We start from the raw sequence: 14,643 nt of genomic DNA, 5'->3' as shown, positions 1-14,643 counted from the left end.
GCAGACACTGGTCAACGTAGCGGTCCGCGGCCGGGCGCAGCCGTCCGGCGTGCCGGTCGAAGAACGCCGCCGCCGCCGTGCCCGGCCAGCGCTGCGGCAGCAGCTCCGGCGGCAGCTGCGGGTCCCGGAACAGGAACGCCCGCCACGCGTGCACGAGCGTGAACCTGGCCGCGTACGCCCGCTCGTCGTCGGTGCCTGGGCCGACGGCCGACACGAGCGGCGCGAGCCTGGCGACGAACTGCTCGTACGCGGCGCCGATCTCGTCCAGGTCCCAGGCTCGCGACACGAGCGAGCCGCCGCCGGCGACGTGGGCGGCGCTGAACCGGTCGAACCGGACCTCGGCCTCGGTCAGCAGCGCGTCGACGCCCTCGCCGGGGCGCGGGGCGATCCAGGTGGAGGCGTCGATCGCGCCGTACCCGAGAAATCCGAGGTTCGCGACGAGCCGCGCCCGCGCGCCTCGGTGCTGCGGCGGGTCCAACGTGATGAGATCAAACCGGCCGTTCCAGGTGGGGTCGCCCTTCGGCGTGCGGTAGATGCGGGCACCCGCCGCATCGAGCCGCCGTGCCGCCTTCGGGGTGATGCCGTAGCCCGGGCCGGTCGGCAACCGTAAAGGGTGCAGCCAGCCCTGCCGCACCATCCGCGACACCGCTGTCCGGACGGCGGGCGCGGCGATGCCGAGGGGCGCCAGCAGGCGCACGAGGGCCGCTACGGCGGCCCGTCCACCGCGGGGACGGAGATGGTCGCCATAGAGATCAAAGAGGGCGGACCGGGCCTGCATGGCCGCTTATTGTGACAGTTGACCGGCATCCACCGCCAGGAGTTGTCACATGGTTCGCGTCCCAGTTTGGGTCTTGGGGCCATCATCAGGGAAAATCATCTGTTGGTGCGTTCATCACGAGTCGGATGGCCGGGAGGCAGGTCCCGGTCGACGCTGGTGAGAAGGCGTGCGGGCATGCGGGGACGGCTGTGCCACCTGGTGTCTGGGACATCAGGGAGCGAAGGGAGACAACATGGCGGCCATGAAGCCGCGGACAGGCGACGGTCCGCTGGAGGTCACCAAGGAGGGCCGGGGCATCGTCATGCGGGTCCCGCTGGAAGGTGGTGGGCGGCTCGTCGTCGAGATGACCAAGGATGAGGCCAACGAGCTCAGCGAGGCGCTGAAGACCGCCACTGGCTGAGGTTCTCGTTCATCCGGCACGACCCCGCGCAACCGAGTGGCCCCGAGGCGGTCGCTCCCCGAGGTGTGCGCGGAAACTTCTGATGGAGGCACGCTCTTGCTGGACATACGGTTCGCCACGGCCCGCAACGCCTCCGGCGCGGTCGCCGTAGTCGTGCCGGCCGGCAGTGACAACTCAGACGCCACGGCTGACGATCTCTCGCCGGCGGAGCTCGAGGCGGCACGGTTCGCCGCCGTGCGGCTGTCGCTGACGAGACTGAAGCTCGGACCGGCCGACCTGGACGACGTGACGGCGTTCCTCGCCGACGTCGAGCACTCCGGGTCGGCCGGCACCATGCACAAGTTGCCGCGGCCCGGACGCCGGCCCGACCGGCTGTTCTTCGTCGGCGTCGGGCCCGGCGACGAGGGCGGCTGGCGCGCCGCGGGCGCCAAGCTCGCGAAGTCCGCCAGCAAGGAGCCCACCCTCACGATCCTGCTACCCGACGACGTGACCCCGGCGGCGGTGCGCGGGCTGGGGGAGGGGCTGTGGCTCGCGTCGTACCGGTTCCGCCTCGGCGCCGACGAGCCGCCGGCGCTGCGCCGGGTCGTGCTCGCCTCCTCCGCCGGTGCCGTCGCCTCCTCCGCCGACCTGGCCGGCGGGCTCGCCCTGGCCAAGGTCGTCGCCGAGTCGACGATCCTGGCCCGGGACCTCACGAACATGCCCAGCGACGAGAAGACCCCTGCCTGGTTCGCGAAGCGGGTCGAGAAGGCCGCCGCCGGGATCCCGGGCGTGACCACGACCGTCCGCGACCCGAAGACCCTCGCCGAGCAGGGGTTCAACGCGATCCTCGCCGTCGGCGGCGGCTCCACCCGCGGCCCCCGCCTGGTCGAGATGTCCTGGCGTCCCCGCGGCGCCCGGCGGCACGTGGTCCTCGTCGGCAAGGGCATCACCTTCGACACCGGCGGCGTCTGCATCAAGCCGCTGTCCGGCATGAAACTCATGCGCAAGGACATGGCCGGCGCGGCCGCCGTCATCGGCGCGACCCTCGCCGCGGCGGCGCTGCGCCTGCCGCTGCGCATCACCGCACTCGCCCCGCTCGCGGAGAACGCGCTCGGCGCCGACTCGTTCCGCCCCGGCGACGTGATCCGCCACTACGGCGGCACCACCAGCGAGATCCACAACACCGACGCCGAAGGCCGCCTGGTCCTCGGCGACGCCATGGCCTACGCGGTGCGGCGGCTGCGCCCCGACGCGATCATCGACCTGGCGACCCTCACCGGCGCACAGGGCGTCGCCCTCGGCAAGCGGACCGCGGCGCTCTACAGCTACAACGACACCCTGGCCAAGTCGCTCGCCGAGGCGGCCGAGGTCGCCGGCGAGTCCATGTGGCGCATGCCGCTGCACGACGACTACGTCGAGGCCCTCGACAGCGACGTCGCCGACCTCGTCAACTCCACCGACGTCGGCGCGGGCTCGGTGATGGCGGCGCTCTACCTGCGCGAGTTCACCGGTGGGCTGCGCGAGCAGTGGGCGCACCTGGACATGTCGTCGTCCGCGTGGGCCGACTCCGCCGACGGTGAGCTGACGAAGGGCGCCACCGGCTGGGGCGTCCGCACCCTGGTGCGCTGGCTCGAAGCCACCACCTGACCGCCGTGTTGCCCGTGTCCGGCGCTCAGCTTTTCAGACACTAGCACAACCGAAAAAATTACTTGTCGGTCATCTACGCACCGTAGCGTGCACCACACGGGTCGTGTTTCGCAAGTCGCGCTGGTCGTACCGTGGCGGCTTTTGCCTCTTTCAGCGACCGGCGGGTTTGAGGCCGAGGGGCTTGCCGACGAGACTCTCCCGCCGGACCGCGAGCCGGTCGGCGACGGTGATCAGGGCGGCCGCGGCCGGCGCGGCAGCGTCCGACAGCACGAGCGGGACACCGGCGTCGCCACCCTCGCGCAGGCGCGTGTCGAGAGGGATCTGGCCCAGCAGCGGCACCGGAGCGCCGACGAGACGGCTGAGCGACTCCGCGACCTGCGCGCCGCCGCCGCTGCCGAAGACCTCCATGCGCTGGCCGTCGGGCAGCTCCAGCCACGACATGTTCTCCACGACGCCGACGATGCGCTGGTGCGTCTGCAGCGCGATCGACCCGGCCCGCTCGGCCACCTCCGCGGCGGCGGCCTGCGGCGTCGTCACCACCAGGATCTCCGCCGACGGCAGCAGCTGCGCCAGGGAGATCGCCACGTCGCCGGTGCCCGGCGGCAGGTCCAGTAGCAGCACGTCCAGGTCGCCCCAGTACACGTCGGCGAGGAACTGCTGCAACGCCCGGTGCAGCATCGGCCCGCGCCACACCACGGCCGTGTTGCCCGGCGTGAACATCCCGATCGAGATGACCTTCACTCCGTGCGCCGACGGCGGCATGATCATCGACTCGACCTGCGTGGGCCGGCCGTCGGCGCCGAGCATGCGGGGCACCGAGTGGCCGTAGATGTCCGCGTCGACGACACCGACCTTGAGGCCCTTCGCCGCGAGCGCCGCGGCCAGGTTGACCGTCACGCTGGACTTGCCGACGCCGCCCTTGCCGCTGGCCACCGCGTAGACCCGGGTCCGCGAGCCCGGCTGGGCGAACGGGATGACCGGCTCCTGCGTGTCGCCGCGCAGGCTGCTCTGCAGCTCCTTGCGCTGCTCGGCGGTCATCACCCCGAAGTCGACCTCGACCCCGGTGACTCCCTCGACCGCGCCGACCGCCGCGGTGATGTCGCTGCGCAGCTTGTCCTTCAACGGGCAGCCGGCGACCGTGAGCAGCAGGCCGATCACGGCGACGCCGTCGGGTCGCAGCACGACGTCGCGGACCATGCCGAGATCGGTGATCGGGCGACGGATCTCGGGGTCGTCGACGGTCGACAGGGCGGCGGCGATCGCGGCTTCGACGGTGGTGGCCGGGGCTGACATGTCCGCTATGGTACGTCGGCATTCCCGCCTGTTCAGGGGGCCTGCCGCCGGCGGTAACACATCACACGAACGATGACGGGCTTGTCCCGCGTCTCCGCCGATGGGAGCATCGTTGGTAACGCCGCGCGCCTCGCCCCTTGAGGCACGCGGCGTTTTTTGTCGTACCCCTGTTCGAAAATCTGGGGCATGACCGAACTCGGCACCACCACCGCCACCGTCCTGCGGGCGACCGCCCCGTTCAACTTCGCCTGCTCGCTGCGGGCCATGGAGTCCTTCGCACCGTGCAGCGGCGACCAGCTCGTCGTCGACGGCCGGGTCCGCCGGGCGTTCCTGCACCCCACCGACCCGACCCGGGCCGTCGTCGCCGAAGTCGTCGGCCGCGACGACGGGGTCGCGGTCACCGTCTTCAGCGACGACGCGCTCACCCCGGCGGAGACCGCGACGGTGGGCGACCGGGTCAGCGACTGGCTCAGCCTCCGCGACGACCGCGACACGTTCCTGGGGCTGGCCCGGGCCGACCCCGCGATGGCTCCGATCCTCGCCGTCGCCGAAGGCCTCCACCAGGTCCGCTTCGCCTCCCTCACCGAGGGCGCCGTCTTCTACACGCTCGTGCACCACTCCAAGCACTGGTTCGCCACGGCGCGCAAGCGCAGGCTCCTCGCCGCCCACGGCCCGCACGGTGTCGTCGACGGGGTCGTCTATGCCGCGTTCCCGCCGATGTCCACGCTCGTCGCCCTCGGCGTCGCGGGCCTCAAGCCGTATGCGAGCAACATGCTGAGCGCCAGACGCCTGCACACGGTCCTCACTGGCCTCAGCGCCCTCGACGAGCACTGGCTGCGCACCGGCCCGGCCGAGGAGGTGTATGCGGCGCTGCTGTCCGTGCGCGGCGTCGGCCCGTTCACGGCGCACGCGCTGCTCCTGCGGGTCCTCGGCCACCCGGACCGGGCGCCGCTGGAGCTGCAGCAGCACCTGAAGGCGGCCACGAGCATCTACGGCGCACCACCGCCGTCCCCGGCCGAGCTGCGGGAGTGGTATCGGGAGACGGTCGGGTGGTGGGCGTATACGGCGCGGACCGGGTTGGATTGGATCGAGCGTGAGCAGCGAGCGGTCGCCCGGGCGGCGGCGGCTGCGGTCCGGGCGGGTTGAGGTCGAGGGGTCGGTTCCGCTGCCGCGCTGGTATCTGCCCGCGCGCTGGCTTCCGCTCTCGCGCTGGCTTCCGCTCTCGCGCTGGCTTCCGCTCTCGCGCTGGCTTCCGCTCCCGCGCTGGCTTCCGCTCCCGCGCTGGCTTCCGCTCCCGCGCCGGCTTCCGCTCCCGCGCCGGCATCTGCCCCCGCGCCGGTTTCCGTCGGCGCGGGGCGGGGGCGGATCGTTGCTGGTGCCGGCCTTCGGCGGCTCCGTGATCCGGAAGGCCTTGTGCATCTGGGGGTGCATGAGGTCTTCCAGATCATGGGAGGGGGTGGGGCCGCAACTCGGTTGATATCGATGCAACCGCTGGCACCCACGAGCTGCTGGCGCTCCCTAACCGCTGGCGCGGGGCCGGAGGCTGAGGGTGGGGCTGCCGAGGCGTCGAGGGCTGGCGGCCGGGCGATGGGGGCGGGCGAGAGGTTCGAGTGCGGCGTACACGCCCGGCGAAGCTCTGCCAGCGGGCCAGCGGGCCAGCGGGCCAGCGGACGGGCGGAGGGGTTGTGACCAACGTGACGTCGTTCCAGGGCGAGCGGGCGCCACGGTCGTGACTGCGTGGCGTCGTCCCAGGACGAGCGGACGGGTTGTGACCCACGTGACGTCGTTTCAGGGCGAGCCGACGGGTCGTGACCCACGTGGCGTCGTCGCAAGACGGGAGGACGGGCGGCGGGGTCGCGACCTACGTGGCGTCGTCCCAGGAGGGGAGGACGGGTCGTGACCTTCGTGACGTCGGCCCAGGACGGGCGGGCGGCGCGGTCGTGACCTTCGTGACTTCGCCCCAGGACGGAGGGCGGGCGGCCGGGGTCGCGACCTATGTGACGTCGTCCCAGGTTGGGCGGGCGGCTGCGGCGGGCTTGGTCAGTGGGACGGGGGCGGGGTCCGGGGTGGGGGTGCCGTTGACCGCTGCCTGGGCGTCGCGCTTCACGGTGTCGGCGACGCCCCTGACCTCGCCCACGATGTCCTGGAGTGGGCGGCGCAGGGCGGCCTCGTCGGCCTCGCTGAGCAGGTGTTTGCGCAGGAAGGCCTTCGGGTGCAGGTCTTCGAGCTGGATGTCGGTGCCGAGCTCGCGGCTCAGGTCGCCGGTGGCGTTGCGGGCCATCTGGCGGACGTTGCGCAGCATGCGCATGCCGTCGCTGATCGCCTTCGGCAGTCGGTCGGGGCCGAAGATGAACAACCCGACCAGGATGATGACGATGAACTCCCAGCCACCGAGGTTTTCCAAGCCCATTTTACCGGCCCTCCCTGCTCTCGCCCGCCAGCCTACGCACCCGCGGGGCGGATCCGGGAGGGCCTGCCGGTCACTTCGCGTCGGCGACCAGGGTCACCGAGGCCTTCTCCTTGGTGGTGCCGCGCAGGTACTGGACCTCTACCACGGCGCCCGGAGCGTACTTGCGGATGAGCGCGGTCAGGTCCCAGAACTCCTCGACGGGCTTGCCGTTGACGGCCAGGATGACGTCGCCCGCGTGCAGGCCGGCGCCGGCGGCTGGGCCGTTGGCCTCGACGGACGCGAGGCGGGCGCCGCCGGCTGGGTTGCGGTAGCTGGGGTCGGGTGAGACGCCCATCACAGTGCGGCGGGCCTTGCCGGTGTTGATGACGTCCTGGGCGACGCGGCGGGCGTGGTTGATCGGGATGGCGAAGGCGAGGCCGACGTTGCCGGCGGTCGCCTGGTCCTCGGACAGGGTGCCGATGACGGAGTTGATGCCGACGACCCGGCCGGCGCCGTCGAACAGCGGGCCGCCGGAGTTGCCCTGGTTGACCGCGGCGTCGGTCTGGATCGCCGAGTAGTAGCGGGCGGTGCCGCCCTCGCTGGTGCGGATGGGACGGTCGAGGTAGCTGACCACGCCGAACGTGACGGTGCTGGTCAGGCCGAGCGGCGAACCGATCGCGACGACCGGGTCGCCGACCTGGAGCTGGTCGGAGTCGCCGAACTCGACCGGTTTGAGCTGGTCTTCGGGCAGGCCCGCGGTGTTGATTTTCAGCACGGCGATGTCGGACTCGTCGTCGCCGCCGACGACCGTGGCCGGGGCGACGGAGGCGTCGGAGAAGCGGACCGTGGCCGAGCCGTTGCCGCCCTGCACGACGTGGTTGTTCGTGATCACGTAGCCGTCGGCGGAGACCACGAAGCCGGAGCCCAGCGACGTGCCGGCGCCGACCCGCATGCTGATCGTGACGACGCTCGGCAGGACCTTCTTGGCCAGGGCGGCGACGGTGTCCGGGGCGCGACCGTTGAGCGGCGGGTCGCTGCCGAGCGGTGAGTTGCCCAGGATGCTGCCCCCGCCACCGGCGAAGACGTAGCCGAGGGTGCCGCCGAGCGCGCCGGCGAGCAGGGCGGTGACGATCGACACGATCAGCACCAGGCCGATGCCGACCCGCGGGCCCTGCCCGGGCGGCGGCGGTTTCTCCAGCTCCGGCGGCTCCTCGACGGGGGTCTTGACCACGACGACCTGCGCGTCCGGGTCGCGCCACGGGTCGGCGAGGGCGTCGGACCACCAGCTGCTCGCGGCGGGCTGCGGGCGCGGCTGCGCGGGCGGCACCGGCCAGCCAGCGGGGCTGGTCGATGCGCCGTGGCCGGGCTGACGCCAGGCCGAACCGTCTGTCACGATCGGCTCCTCCGTCCGTTTCGCATCCAGCATTACACGGGCCGGCATCCCACACGTGAGGGCGAGGTCTCCTAGGCTTGCGGGGATCGACGTCTCCTGGAGGTGCGACATCCCCCCGTCCGTCAGAGCCGCACAACAGTTCGCCGACTTCGTCGACGGCTACGTGTTGGAGGATCCGGTGCTCACCGCCGCCCGTGAGCAGGCCGTCGAGCTGGGCATCTCCAGTGTCAGCCGGGGCGAGGGCGCGGCGCTGCGGGTCGTCGCCGCGGTCGGCAACGCCAAGGCCGTCGTCGACGTCGGCACCGGCACGGGGGTGAGCGGCGGGTGGCTGCTGCGCGGCATGCGCCGTGACGGGGTCCTCACCACCATCGACCTCGAGCCGGAGCATCAGCGGGTGGCCCGGCGGGTCTTCGCCGCGGCCGGCAACCCGCCGTCGCGGACCCGGATCATCAGCGGGCGGGCGCTGGACGTGCTGCCGCGGCTCGCGGACCGGGCGTACGACCTGGTGTTCGTCGACCACGACCCGAGTGAGTACGTGGCGGTGACCGCCGCCGCGGAGCGCCTCCTGCGACCCGGCGGGACCCTCGTGCTCGCCGGCGCGCTCGGTGGCGGGCGGGTCAGCGACCCGACGATCCGCGACACGGAGACCGTTCTGCTGCGGGAGGCGGTCAAGGCGTTGCGGGACAGCGACGCGTGGGTGCCGGCGATCCTGCCGCTCGGCGAGGGTCTGCTGGTGGCGGCCAGGGCACAGTAGGCGCACGAGCGGCCGGAACCCAAGGGACGGCGAGCGAGCGGCCGGAACCCAAGGGACGGCGGAAGTGCGGTCAGGGCACAGCACGGCGAGCGAGCGGCCGGAACCCACGGGACGACGGGGGTTCGGCAGCGGCCCGGTGGCGGGCAGGCGCGATGGCGGGCAGGGGGCGGCCATCGCGCGGTGGTGGAGCCGGGGCGGGCGGGCGTCGTACCGGCGGAAAAACGAGAAGCTCAGCGGGCTGAGCGGGCCCGGCGGCGCGGTGGGTCGTCGTCCGGACTGAGATCGTCCTCTTCGATGGGCTCGTCCAGGGACGTCTTCTTCGCCTTCTTGCGCTCCAGCTTGGCCCGGCGGACCGCGGCCTCGTCGAGCTCCTCGCTCATCCGGGCCAGCTCGGAGCGCAGGAAGTCGCGGGTGGCGACCTCGCCGACGGCGATGCGCAGCGACGCGATCTCGCGGGCGAGATACTCGGTGTCCGCCTTCTGAGCGGCGGCGCGTCGCCGGTCCTCGTCGCCGGCGAGCCGGTCGCGGTCCGCCTGCCGGTTCTGCGCGAGCAGGATCAGCGGCGCCGCGTAGGACGCCTGCAGCGACAGGATCAGGGTCAGGAACGTGAAGGTGTACGGGTCGAACTGCCAGTCCTTCGGCGTGAGGGTGTTCCACACGATCCAGGCGAGGATGAAGACCGTCATGTACACGAGGAACTTCGCGGTCCCCATGAACCGGGCGATTCCCTCCGACCACTGGCCGAAGGCCTCCGGGTCGAAGCGGGGCAGCTTCAGCCGCCCCGGCTCACGCGGCTGATCGAGCCGCCGCCGGTCAGCCATTGCCGGCCGTCCCGTTGCCCGCGGTGCCGTTGCCGGAGGCCGCGCCGCCGCCGGAAGCCGGACCGCCGCCGGCAGCCGGGCCCGGGCCGCCGCCGCCGCCGGCAGCCGGACCGCCGCCGGCAGCCGGACCGCCGCCGCCGCCGGATGCCGGGCCGTCGCCGGTGAGGAAGCGGCCGGAGCCCCCGTCGAGCACGCGGGCCGCGGTGCCGGCGGGGTTCAGGAACGCGGGTTCGGCGTGCTCACGGTCGCGCCAGTCCTCCGGCAGCAGGTGGTCGAGGACGTCGTCGACGGTGACGGCGCCGACGAGCCGGTCGTTGTCGTCGACGACCGGCATGACCACAAGGTTGTACGTCGCCATCCGCCGGGTGATCTCCCCGAGCGTGGACTGCGGCGCGAGGGGCCTGATGTCGTTGTCGACGACCCCGCCGAGCAGCGCCGACGGCGGCTCCCGCAGCAGCCGCTGGAAGTGCACGACACCGAGGTAGCGCCCGGTCGGCGTCGCCATCGGCGGCCTGGTCACGAACACCCCGGCGGCGACGGCCGGCGACAGCTGCGGCTCCCGGATGCGCGCGAGGGCCTCCGCGACCGTCTCGTGCGGCGCCATGACGATCGGCTCGGACGTCATCACCGAGCCGGCGGTGCCCGGCAGGTAGTCCAGCAGCGCGCGGACCGGCGAGGCCTCGTCGGGCTGCATGAGGTCCAGCAGCACGTCCTGATCGCCCTTGGGCATCTCGGCGAGCAGGTCCGCCGCGTCGTCCGGATCCATCTCCTCCAGGACGTCGGCGGCCCGTTCCGGCTCGAGCGCGGCCATGATCTCCAGCTGGTCGTGCTCGGGCAGCTCCTCCAGGACGTCGGCGAGGCGCTCGTCGTCCAGGGCCGTGGCGACCTCGACGCGGCGGCTCTCCGACAGGTCCTGCAGCACGTTGGCGAGGTCCGCGGGGCGCATGTTGTCCAGCACCGCGAGGATGCCGGCGGTGCCCTGGGCGTGGGGGGTGCCGGCGAGCCCGGCGACCTCACCCCATTCGAGCTGGTTGAGGTGGCCGCGGCGGGTGAGCCGGCCGCTGTACTCGCGGACCGCGACCCGGCTCAACGCCCACGTCCCGGTCCGGTCGGCCTCCATCGCGACGTCGACGACGGTGCCGGTGCGGCCGGTCGCCGGGACGCTGACGTGCCGGTCGATGAAGTCCTCCAGGACCAGCAGCTCACCCTGGCGTTTCTCGAAACGGCGCAGGTTCAGGGTGCCGGTGTTGAGCACCACCGCGTCGGGCTCCATCGCGGTGATCCGGCCGATCGGCAGGAAGATCCGCCGCCGCATCGGCATCTCGGCGACCAGCCCCACGACCCTCGGCGGCAGGTCGTCGGTCCGGGCGCGCGCGACCGCGTCCCGCACCCGACCGACCTGGTCACCGTTCGGGTCGAACACGCTCAGGCCGGCGAGGCGCGCGACATAGACCCTGGGCGCGGTGCTCACGAGGCTCAAGACTACTGAAGAAGACCACCGGCTCGCGGTTGGACCGCTCCCGGGCCGCCCCGCTCACATACGCTCGGAGCATGATGTTGCGGTACAAGGTCGTCGACGTGTTCACCGATCGCCCCTTCACCGGCAACCCCCTCGCCATCGTGTTCGACGCCGGGGATCTCGCCGGTGAGCAGATGCAGGCGATCGCCCGCGAGTTCAACCTCTCCGAGACGATCTTCGTGGTACCGCCGACGGTGCCCGAGGCCACCTACCGGGTCCGGATCTTCACGCCCGGCACGGAGCTGCCGTTCGCCGGGCACCCGAGCGTCGGCTGCGCCGTCACCCTTCGCCGGGACGGCCTGGTCAAGGACGCGGAAGTGGTGCAGGAGTGCGGTGCCGGCCTGATCCCGATCACCATCGACGAGGTCCACGGCAGTGCCGTCGTCACCGGCGGCCGGCCGACCGTCGGACCGGCCCTGGACCAGGCGCCGCTGCTCGCCGCGGTCGGCCTGGACGGGTCGGACCACGTCGGGCCGGCGCCGCGCAACGCCGGGGTCGGGCTGTCGTTCACCTTCCTGTCCGTCACCGACGACGCCGTCGGCCGGCTGCGCCCCGTCGGCCTCGTCGACAACGTGAGCGTCCTGCACTGGGACGCGGAGCGGCACGAGGCGCACGCACGGGTGCTGGTGCCGGACGCCGGCGTGGCCGAGGACCCCGCGACCGGTTCGGCGGCGATGGGACTCGGGGTCTGGCTGGTCGCGTCGGGGCTGCTGCCGGGTGACGGGACCAGTCGGTACCAGGTCCGTCAGGGCTCGGAGATGCACCGCCCGTCCCTCCTGACCTGCTCCGTCACCGCCGCCGGCGGCGAGGCCGTGTCGGCGACCGTGTCGGGCCACGTCGTGGCCGTCGCCTCCGGGGAGATGATCGTCCCGCCGTTCGTCGGCTGACGCCTGCGCTCTCCCACGACGACGACCGCGACGCCGGCGAGCAGCAGCGCGATCCCGGGCAGCGTCTGCGCCGCCGGCAGCTGGTCCAGCATGAGCCAGGCGATCACCAGCGCCCCGGGCACCTCGAGCAGGAGCAGCACGGCGACCATGGTCGGCGGCACGCGGCGCAGGGAGTAGTTGATGAGGGTGTGGCCGAGCAGCTGCGGCCCGACGGTCATCGCGGCGAGGGCCAGCCACGTCTGCGCCGGGTAGCCGGTCAGGTCCTGCCCGCCGGCCAGGCAGGCGGCCCCGAGCACGATCGCGCAGATCGAGTAGCAGATCGTCGCGTACGTGCTGGTCGCGATCGACCCGCGGGCGTGCGCGCCGAGCATCGTGTAGCCGGCGGCGGCGATCCCGCCGGCGAGGGCCAGGGCGTCGCCGAGCAGCGCCCGCCCCGACAGGTCCGGATCGGCGCCGGTGGCGAGGGCGACGCCCAGGACGGCGACACCGACCCCGGCCCAGGTGCTCGCGGGGACCGGGACACCGCGGATCGCGTTGATCAGCGACGTCCAGATCGGCGTGGTGCTGACCAGCGCGACGGACATCGCGACGCTGGTCAGCTTCGCGCTGGGCACCCAGGTGCCGAAGTGGACGGCGAGGAACACGCCGGACAGGACGCTGGCGCCGAGGACCTTCGAGCGGAACTCGTCGCGGCGCACGGCGATCGCGACGGGGGCGACCGCGGCGACGCCCAGCAGGTTGCGCCAGAAGGCGATGGCGAGCGCGGGGGCGGCGGCGTAGGCGATCAGCGGCGCCGACGACGAGACGGCGATGATCGCGACGGCGAGGGCAACGACCGCGGGCAGTCCGATCTGACGCATACGCCGATGTTGTCATTCTGTGAAAATTGTCTGGGATCCGACACCGGGTCTCCCTCCTTGGCAGTAGACCGAATCGGTGCACTCATACTTTCGGACGATGCCTGGAGGGCCGAACGGTGTTTAGCGCTGTCCTTTTCGACTACTTCAACACCTGCACGACCGCCGTCGTGCGCGGCGACGGGCACCGGCAGACCGCCGAGGTCCTCGGCGTCGACCCCGACGCCTGGCTCGCCCTGCTGGACCGCACCTTCGACGACCGGGCCAAGGGCGCCTACGGCAGCGTCTTAACGGGCCTGCGGGCGCTGTGCGCCGAGCTCGGTGCGCGGCCCACCCCGGCGCGCCTGCGCAAGGCGGCCGACCTGCGCGTCGCGTCGCTCCAGCAGGACGCGCCACCGCGCCCCGAAGCCGAACCCGTCCTGCGCCTGCTCCGCGACCGTGGCGTGCGCACCGCCGTCGTCAGCGACTGCTGGTTCGAGCTGCCGTCGGTGCTGCCCGGCACGCCGCTCGGCCGCCTCTTCGACGTGGGTGTCTACTCCTCGCAGGTCGGGCAGGCCAAACCCCACCCCGCGATGTACCGCACCGCCTGCGAACGCCTCGGCGTCCACCCCGAGGCCTGCCTGTACGTCGGCGACGGCGGCGGTAACGAACTCACCGGCGCCCGCCGCTTCGGCCTGACCGCCGTCCAGCTCGACGCGCCCGACCTCGGCGGCCACCTCACCTTCCACGCCGACCTCGACTGGGACGGCGCCCGCATCACCAGCCTCGACCAGATCCCCGACCTCGTCGCCGGCCGCATGCCACTGCCCGCGACGGTCGGCGCGCCGATGCTGGCCGGGCCTATGCTGAACTGGTGACGGCGCCATTGTCACCGGTGGATGGACGACTGCTCGCCGGCCTCGCGGCGGGCGCCGTCCGCGCGCGGCTGTCCGGCGAGCGGCTGACCGCCCAGCTCCCGCGCTCCGGCCCGGTGCACGCCGACGGCGCGTCGTTCGTCACGCTCGAGCGCGCCGGCGCCCTCCGCGGCTGCGTCGGCACCCTGGAGCCGGTCCGGCCACTGCACCGCGACGTCGTGCACAACGCCGTCCGGGCGATGCAGGACCCGCGGGTGCCGCCGGTCACCGCCGCCGACTGGCCCGAGCTCGACGTGAAGGTCTCCGTCCTGGACCAGCCCGCGGACCTGCCCGCCGGCAGCCGGAGGGTGCTGCTGGAGGCCCTCGTCCCGCACGTGCACGGGCTGATCCTCACCGACGGCGCCCGGCGGGCCACGTTCCTGCCGTCGGTGTGGGCCAAGCTGCCCAGCGCGGAGCTGTTCGTCGACGCGCTGCTGCGCAAGGGCGGGTGGGGCGAGTGGCCGGCCGGGATGCGGGCGCTGGCGTACGGCTCCACGGAGTTCCAGGACCGTTCGCCGCGCCCGCCACTGTGATTGGATGGCAGGCGTGGAACCGCTGGTCGAAGAGGCCGCCAAGAAGGCCGCCGTCGCCTGGCTCGCCGTGCCCGGCGCCGGCCCGTCCTACCTGGTCTGGTGCGCGTGGCTCGGCGGGTCGCTGCTGGTCGTGAGCGGCCCCGGGGAGCAGGCCGCGCCCGGCCTCGCCGAGTCGGGCACCGCCGAGGTCACCCTGCGCGGCGACCACGGCGGGCGGATCGTCACCTGGACCGCGACGGTCGAGACCCTCGACCCGGCCGGCGAGGCGTGGTCGGAGCTCGTGCCGCAGCTCGCCGGGAAGCGGCTCAACGGCGGCGCCGACCTGGCCGCCCGGTGGGCGACCGGGTGCGTGGTCAGCCGCCTCACCCCGGCCGACGGCGCGCCGCTGCTGCCGCTGCCCGAGGACTCGCAGGCCGCGCCGCCGAAGCCGTCACCGGCGACCCGGCTGCCGAAGCGCCCGTTCCGCCTGCACAAGGTCCGCGGCGCGCGCCGCTAGACCC

The 14,643-nt window shown here is 73.1% G+C and carries 13 protein-coding genes and 2 pseudogenes; 8 read left to right on the top strand and 7 right to left on the bottom strand.

The window, feature by feature from the left end; translation table 11 throughout:
• The coding region (locus Dsi01nite_RS51800) for a PaaX family transcriptional regulator (RefSeq protein ID WP_203853901.1) at positions 1 to 778 on the bottom strand (778 nt) is incomplete at its 3' end.
• A 232-nt stretch (positions 779 to 1,010) separates the two neighbouring features.
• Here Dsi01nite_RS51800 and Dsi01nite_RS51795 point away from each other — a divergent pair.
• Together Dsi01nite_RS51795 and Dsi01nite_RS51790 are read left to right on the top strand one after the other, a co-directional pair.
• Positions 1,011 to 1,178 (top strand): DUF3117 domain-containing protein, encoded by a 168-nt coding sequence (locus Dsi01nite_RS51795; RefSeq protein ID WP_081971220.1) that lies wholly within the window; start codon positions 1,011 to 1,013, stop codon positions 1,176 to 1,178.
• A gap of 234 nt (positions 1,179 to 1,412) precedes the next feature.
• The gene (locus Dsi01nite_RS51790) at positions 1,413 to 2,804 is read left to right on the top strand and encodes a leucyl aminopeptidase family protein (RefSeq protein WP_373318957.1); all 1,392 of its coding nucleotides are present in this window, start codon (positions 1,413 to 1,415) and stop codon (positions 2,802 to 2,804) included.
• Positions 2,805 to 2,954: 150 nt separating this feature from the next.
• Here the strand turns inward: Dsi01nite_RS51790 and Dsi01nite_RS51785 are convergent, their stop codons facing one another.
• Entirely contained in the window at positions 2,955 to 4,097 is a 1,143-nt protein-coding gene (locus tag Dsi01nite_RS51785) for an Mrp/NBP35 family ATP-binding protein (RefSeq protein ID WP_203853899.1), read from the bottom strand.
• A gap of 186 nt (positions 4,098 to 4,283) precedes the next feature.
• On the opposite strand from Dsi01nite_RS51785, the gene Dsi01nite_RS51780 reads away from it, so the two are divergent.
• Complete coding sequence (locus tag Dsi01nite_RS51780; protein ID WP_203853898.1) at positions 4,284 to 5,243, top strand: DNA-3-methyladenine glycosylase family protein; 960 nt, start codon at positions 4,284 to 4,286, stop codon at positions 5,241 to 5,243.
• 847 nt (positions 5,244 to 6,090) lie between these two features.
• On the opposite strand, the gene Dsi01nite_RS51775 is transcribed toward Dsi01nite_RS51780, so the two are convergent.
• Complete coding sequence (locus Dsi01nite_RS51775) at positions 6,091 to 6,507, bottom strand: twin-arginine translocase TatA/TatE family subunit (protein WP_203853897.1); 417 nt, start codon at positions 6,505 to 6,507, stop codon at positions 6,091 to 6,093.
• Between the two features lie 70 nt (positions 6,508 to 6,577).
• Positions 6,578 to 7,879 carry a S1C family serine protease gene (locus Dsi01nite_RS51770; RefSeq protein WP_203853896.1) on the bottom strand — a complete coding sequence of 434 codons (1,302 nt, stop codon included), beginning with the start codon at positions 7,877 to 7,879 and terminating at the stop codon, positions 6,578 to 6,580.
• Positions 7,880 to 8,042: 163 nt separating this feature from the next.
• On the opposite strand from Dsi01nite_RS51770, the gene Dsi01nite_RS51765 reads away from it, so the two are divergent.
• Positions 8,043 to 8,633 carry an O-methyltransferase gene (locus Dsi01nite_RS51765; RefSeq protein WP_203853895.1) on the top strand — a complete coding sequence of 197 codons (591 nt, stop codon included), beginning with the start codon at positions 8,043 to 8,045 and terminating at the stop codon, positions 8,631 to 8,633.
• A 230-nt stretch (positions 8,634 to 8,863) separates the two neighbouring features.
• Here Dsi01nite_RS51765 and Dsi01nite_RS51760 read toward each other — a convergent pair whose 3' ends face one another.
• The gene (locus Dsi01nite_RS51760) at positions 8,864 to 9,454 is read right to left on the bottom strand and encodes a DUF1003 domain-containing protein (RefSeq protein WP_203853894.1); all 591 of its coding nucleotides are present in this window, start codon (positions 9,452 to 9,454) and stop codon (positions 8,864 to 8,866) included.
• 172 nt (positions 9,455 to 9,626) lie between these two features.
• Positions 9,627 to 10,925 (bottom strand): annotated as a pseudogene (locus Dsi01nite_RS51755) (magnesium transporter MgtE N-terminal domain-containing protein); the annotation flags it as partial.
• Between the two features lie 80 nt (positions 10,926 to 11,005).
• Here Dsi01nite_RS51755 and Dsi01nite_RS51750 point away from each other — a divergent pair.
• Entirely contained in the window at positions 11,006 to 11,860 is an 855-nt protein-coding gene (locus tag Dsi01nite_RS51750; RefSeq protein WP_203853893.1) for a PhzF family phenazine biosynthesis protein, read from the top strand.
• Here Dsi01nite_RS51750 and Dsi01nite_RS59075 read toward each other — a convergent pair.
• Positions 11,857 to 12,720 (bottom strand): annotated as a pseudogene (locus Dsi01nite_RS59075) (DMT family transporter); the annotation flags it as partial. The gene Dsi01nite_RS51750 and the pseudogene Dsi01nite_RS59075 overlap by 4 nt on opposite strands.
• Before the next feature lie 116 nt (positions 12,721 to 12,836).
• Here Dsi01nite_RS59075 and Dsi01nite_RS51740 point away from each other — a divergent pair.
• The 3 genes from Dsi01nite_RS51740 to Dsi01nite_RS51730 are packed head-to-tail and all read left to right on the top strand — an operon-like array spanning position 12,837 to position 14,639.
• Positions 12,837 to 13,574 carry an HAD family hydrolase gene (locus tag Dsi01nite_RS51740; RefSeq protein ID WP_203853892.1) on the top strand — a complete coding sequence of 246 codons (738 nt, stop codon included), beginning with the start codon at positions 12,837 to 12,839 and terminating at the stop codon, positions 13,572 to 13,574.
• Positions 13,571 to 14,143, top strand: coding sequence for an AmmeMemoRadiSam system protein A (gene amrA / locus Dsi01nite_RS51735; RefSeq protein WP_203853891.1), 573 nt, complete (start codon positions 13,571 to 13,573; stop codon positions 14,141 to 14,143). The genes Dsi01nite_RS51740 and amrA overlap by 4 nt, the downstream gene beginning before the upstream one ends.
• 4 nt (positions 14,144 to 14,147) lie before the next feature.
• Complete coding sequence (locus Dsi01nite_RS51730; RefSeq protein WP_203853890.1) at positions 14,148 to 14,639, top strand: hypothetical protein; 492 nt, start codon at positions 14,148 to 14,150, stop codon at positions 14,637 to 14,639.
• Positions 14,640 to 14,643 lie beyond the last annotated feature (4 nt).

The organism is Dactylosporangium siamense (genome assembly GCF_016862795.1).
In the GTDB taxonomy this organism is placed as follows: Bacteria; Actinomycetota; Actinomycetes; order Mycobacteriales; family Micromonosporaceae; genus Dactylosporangium; species Dactylosporangium siamense.
Note: the sequence above shows the minus strand (reverse complement) of the source record. Positions and strands in the feature narration are given on the sequence as shown.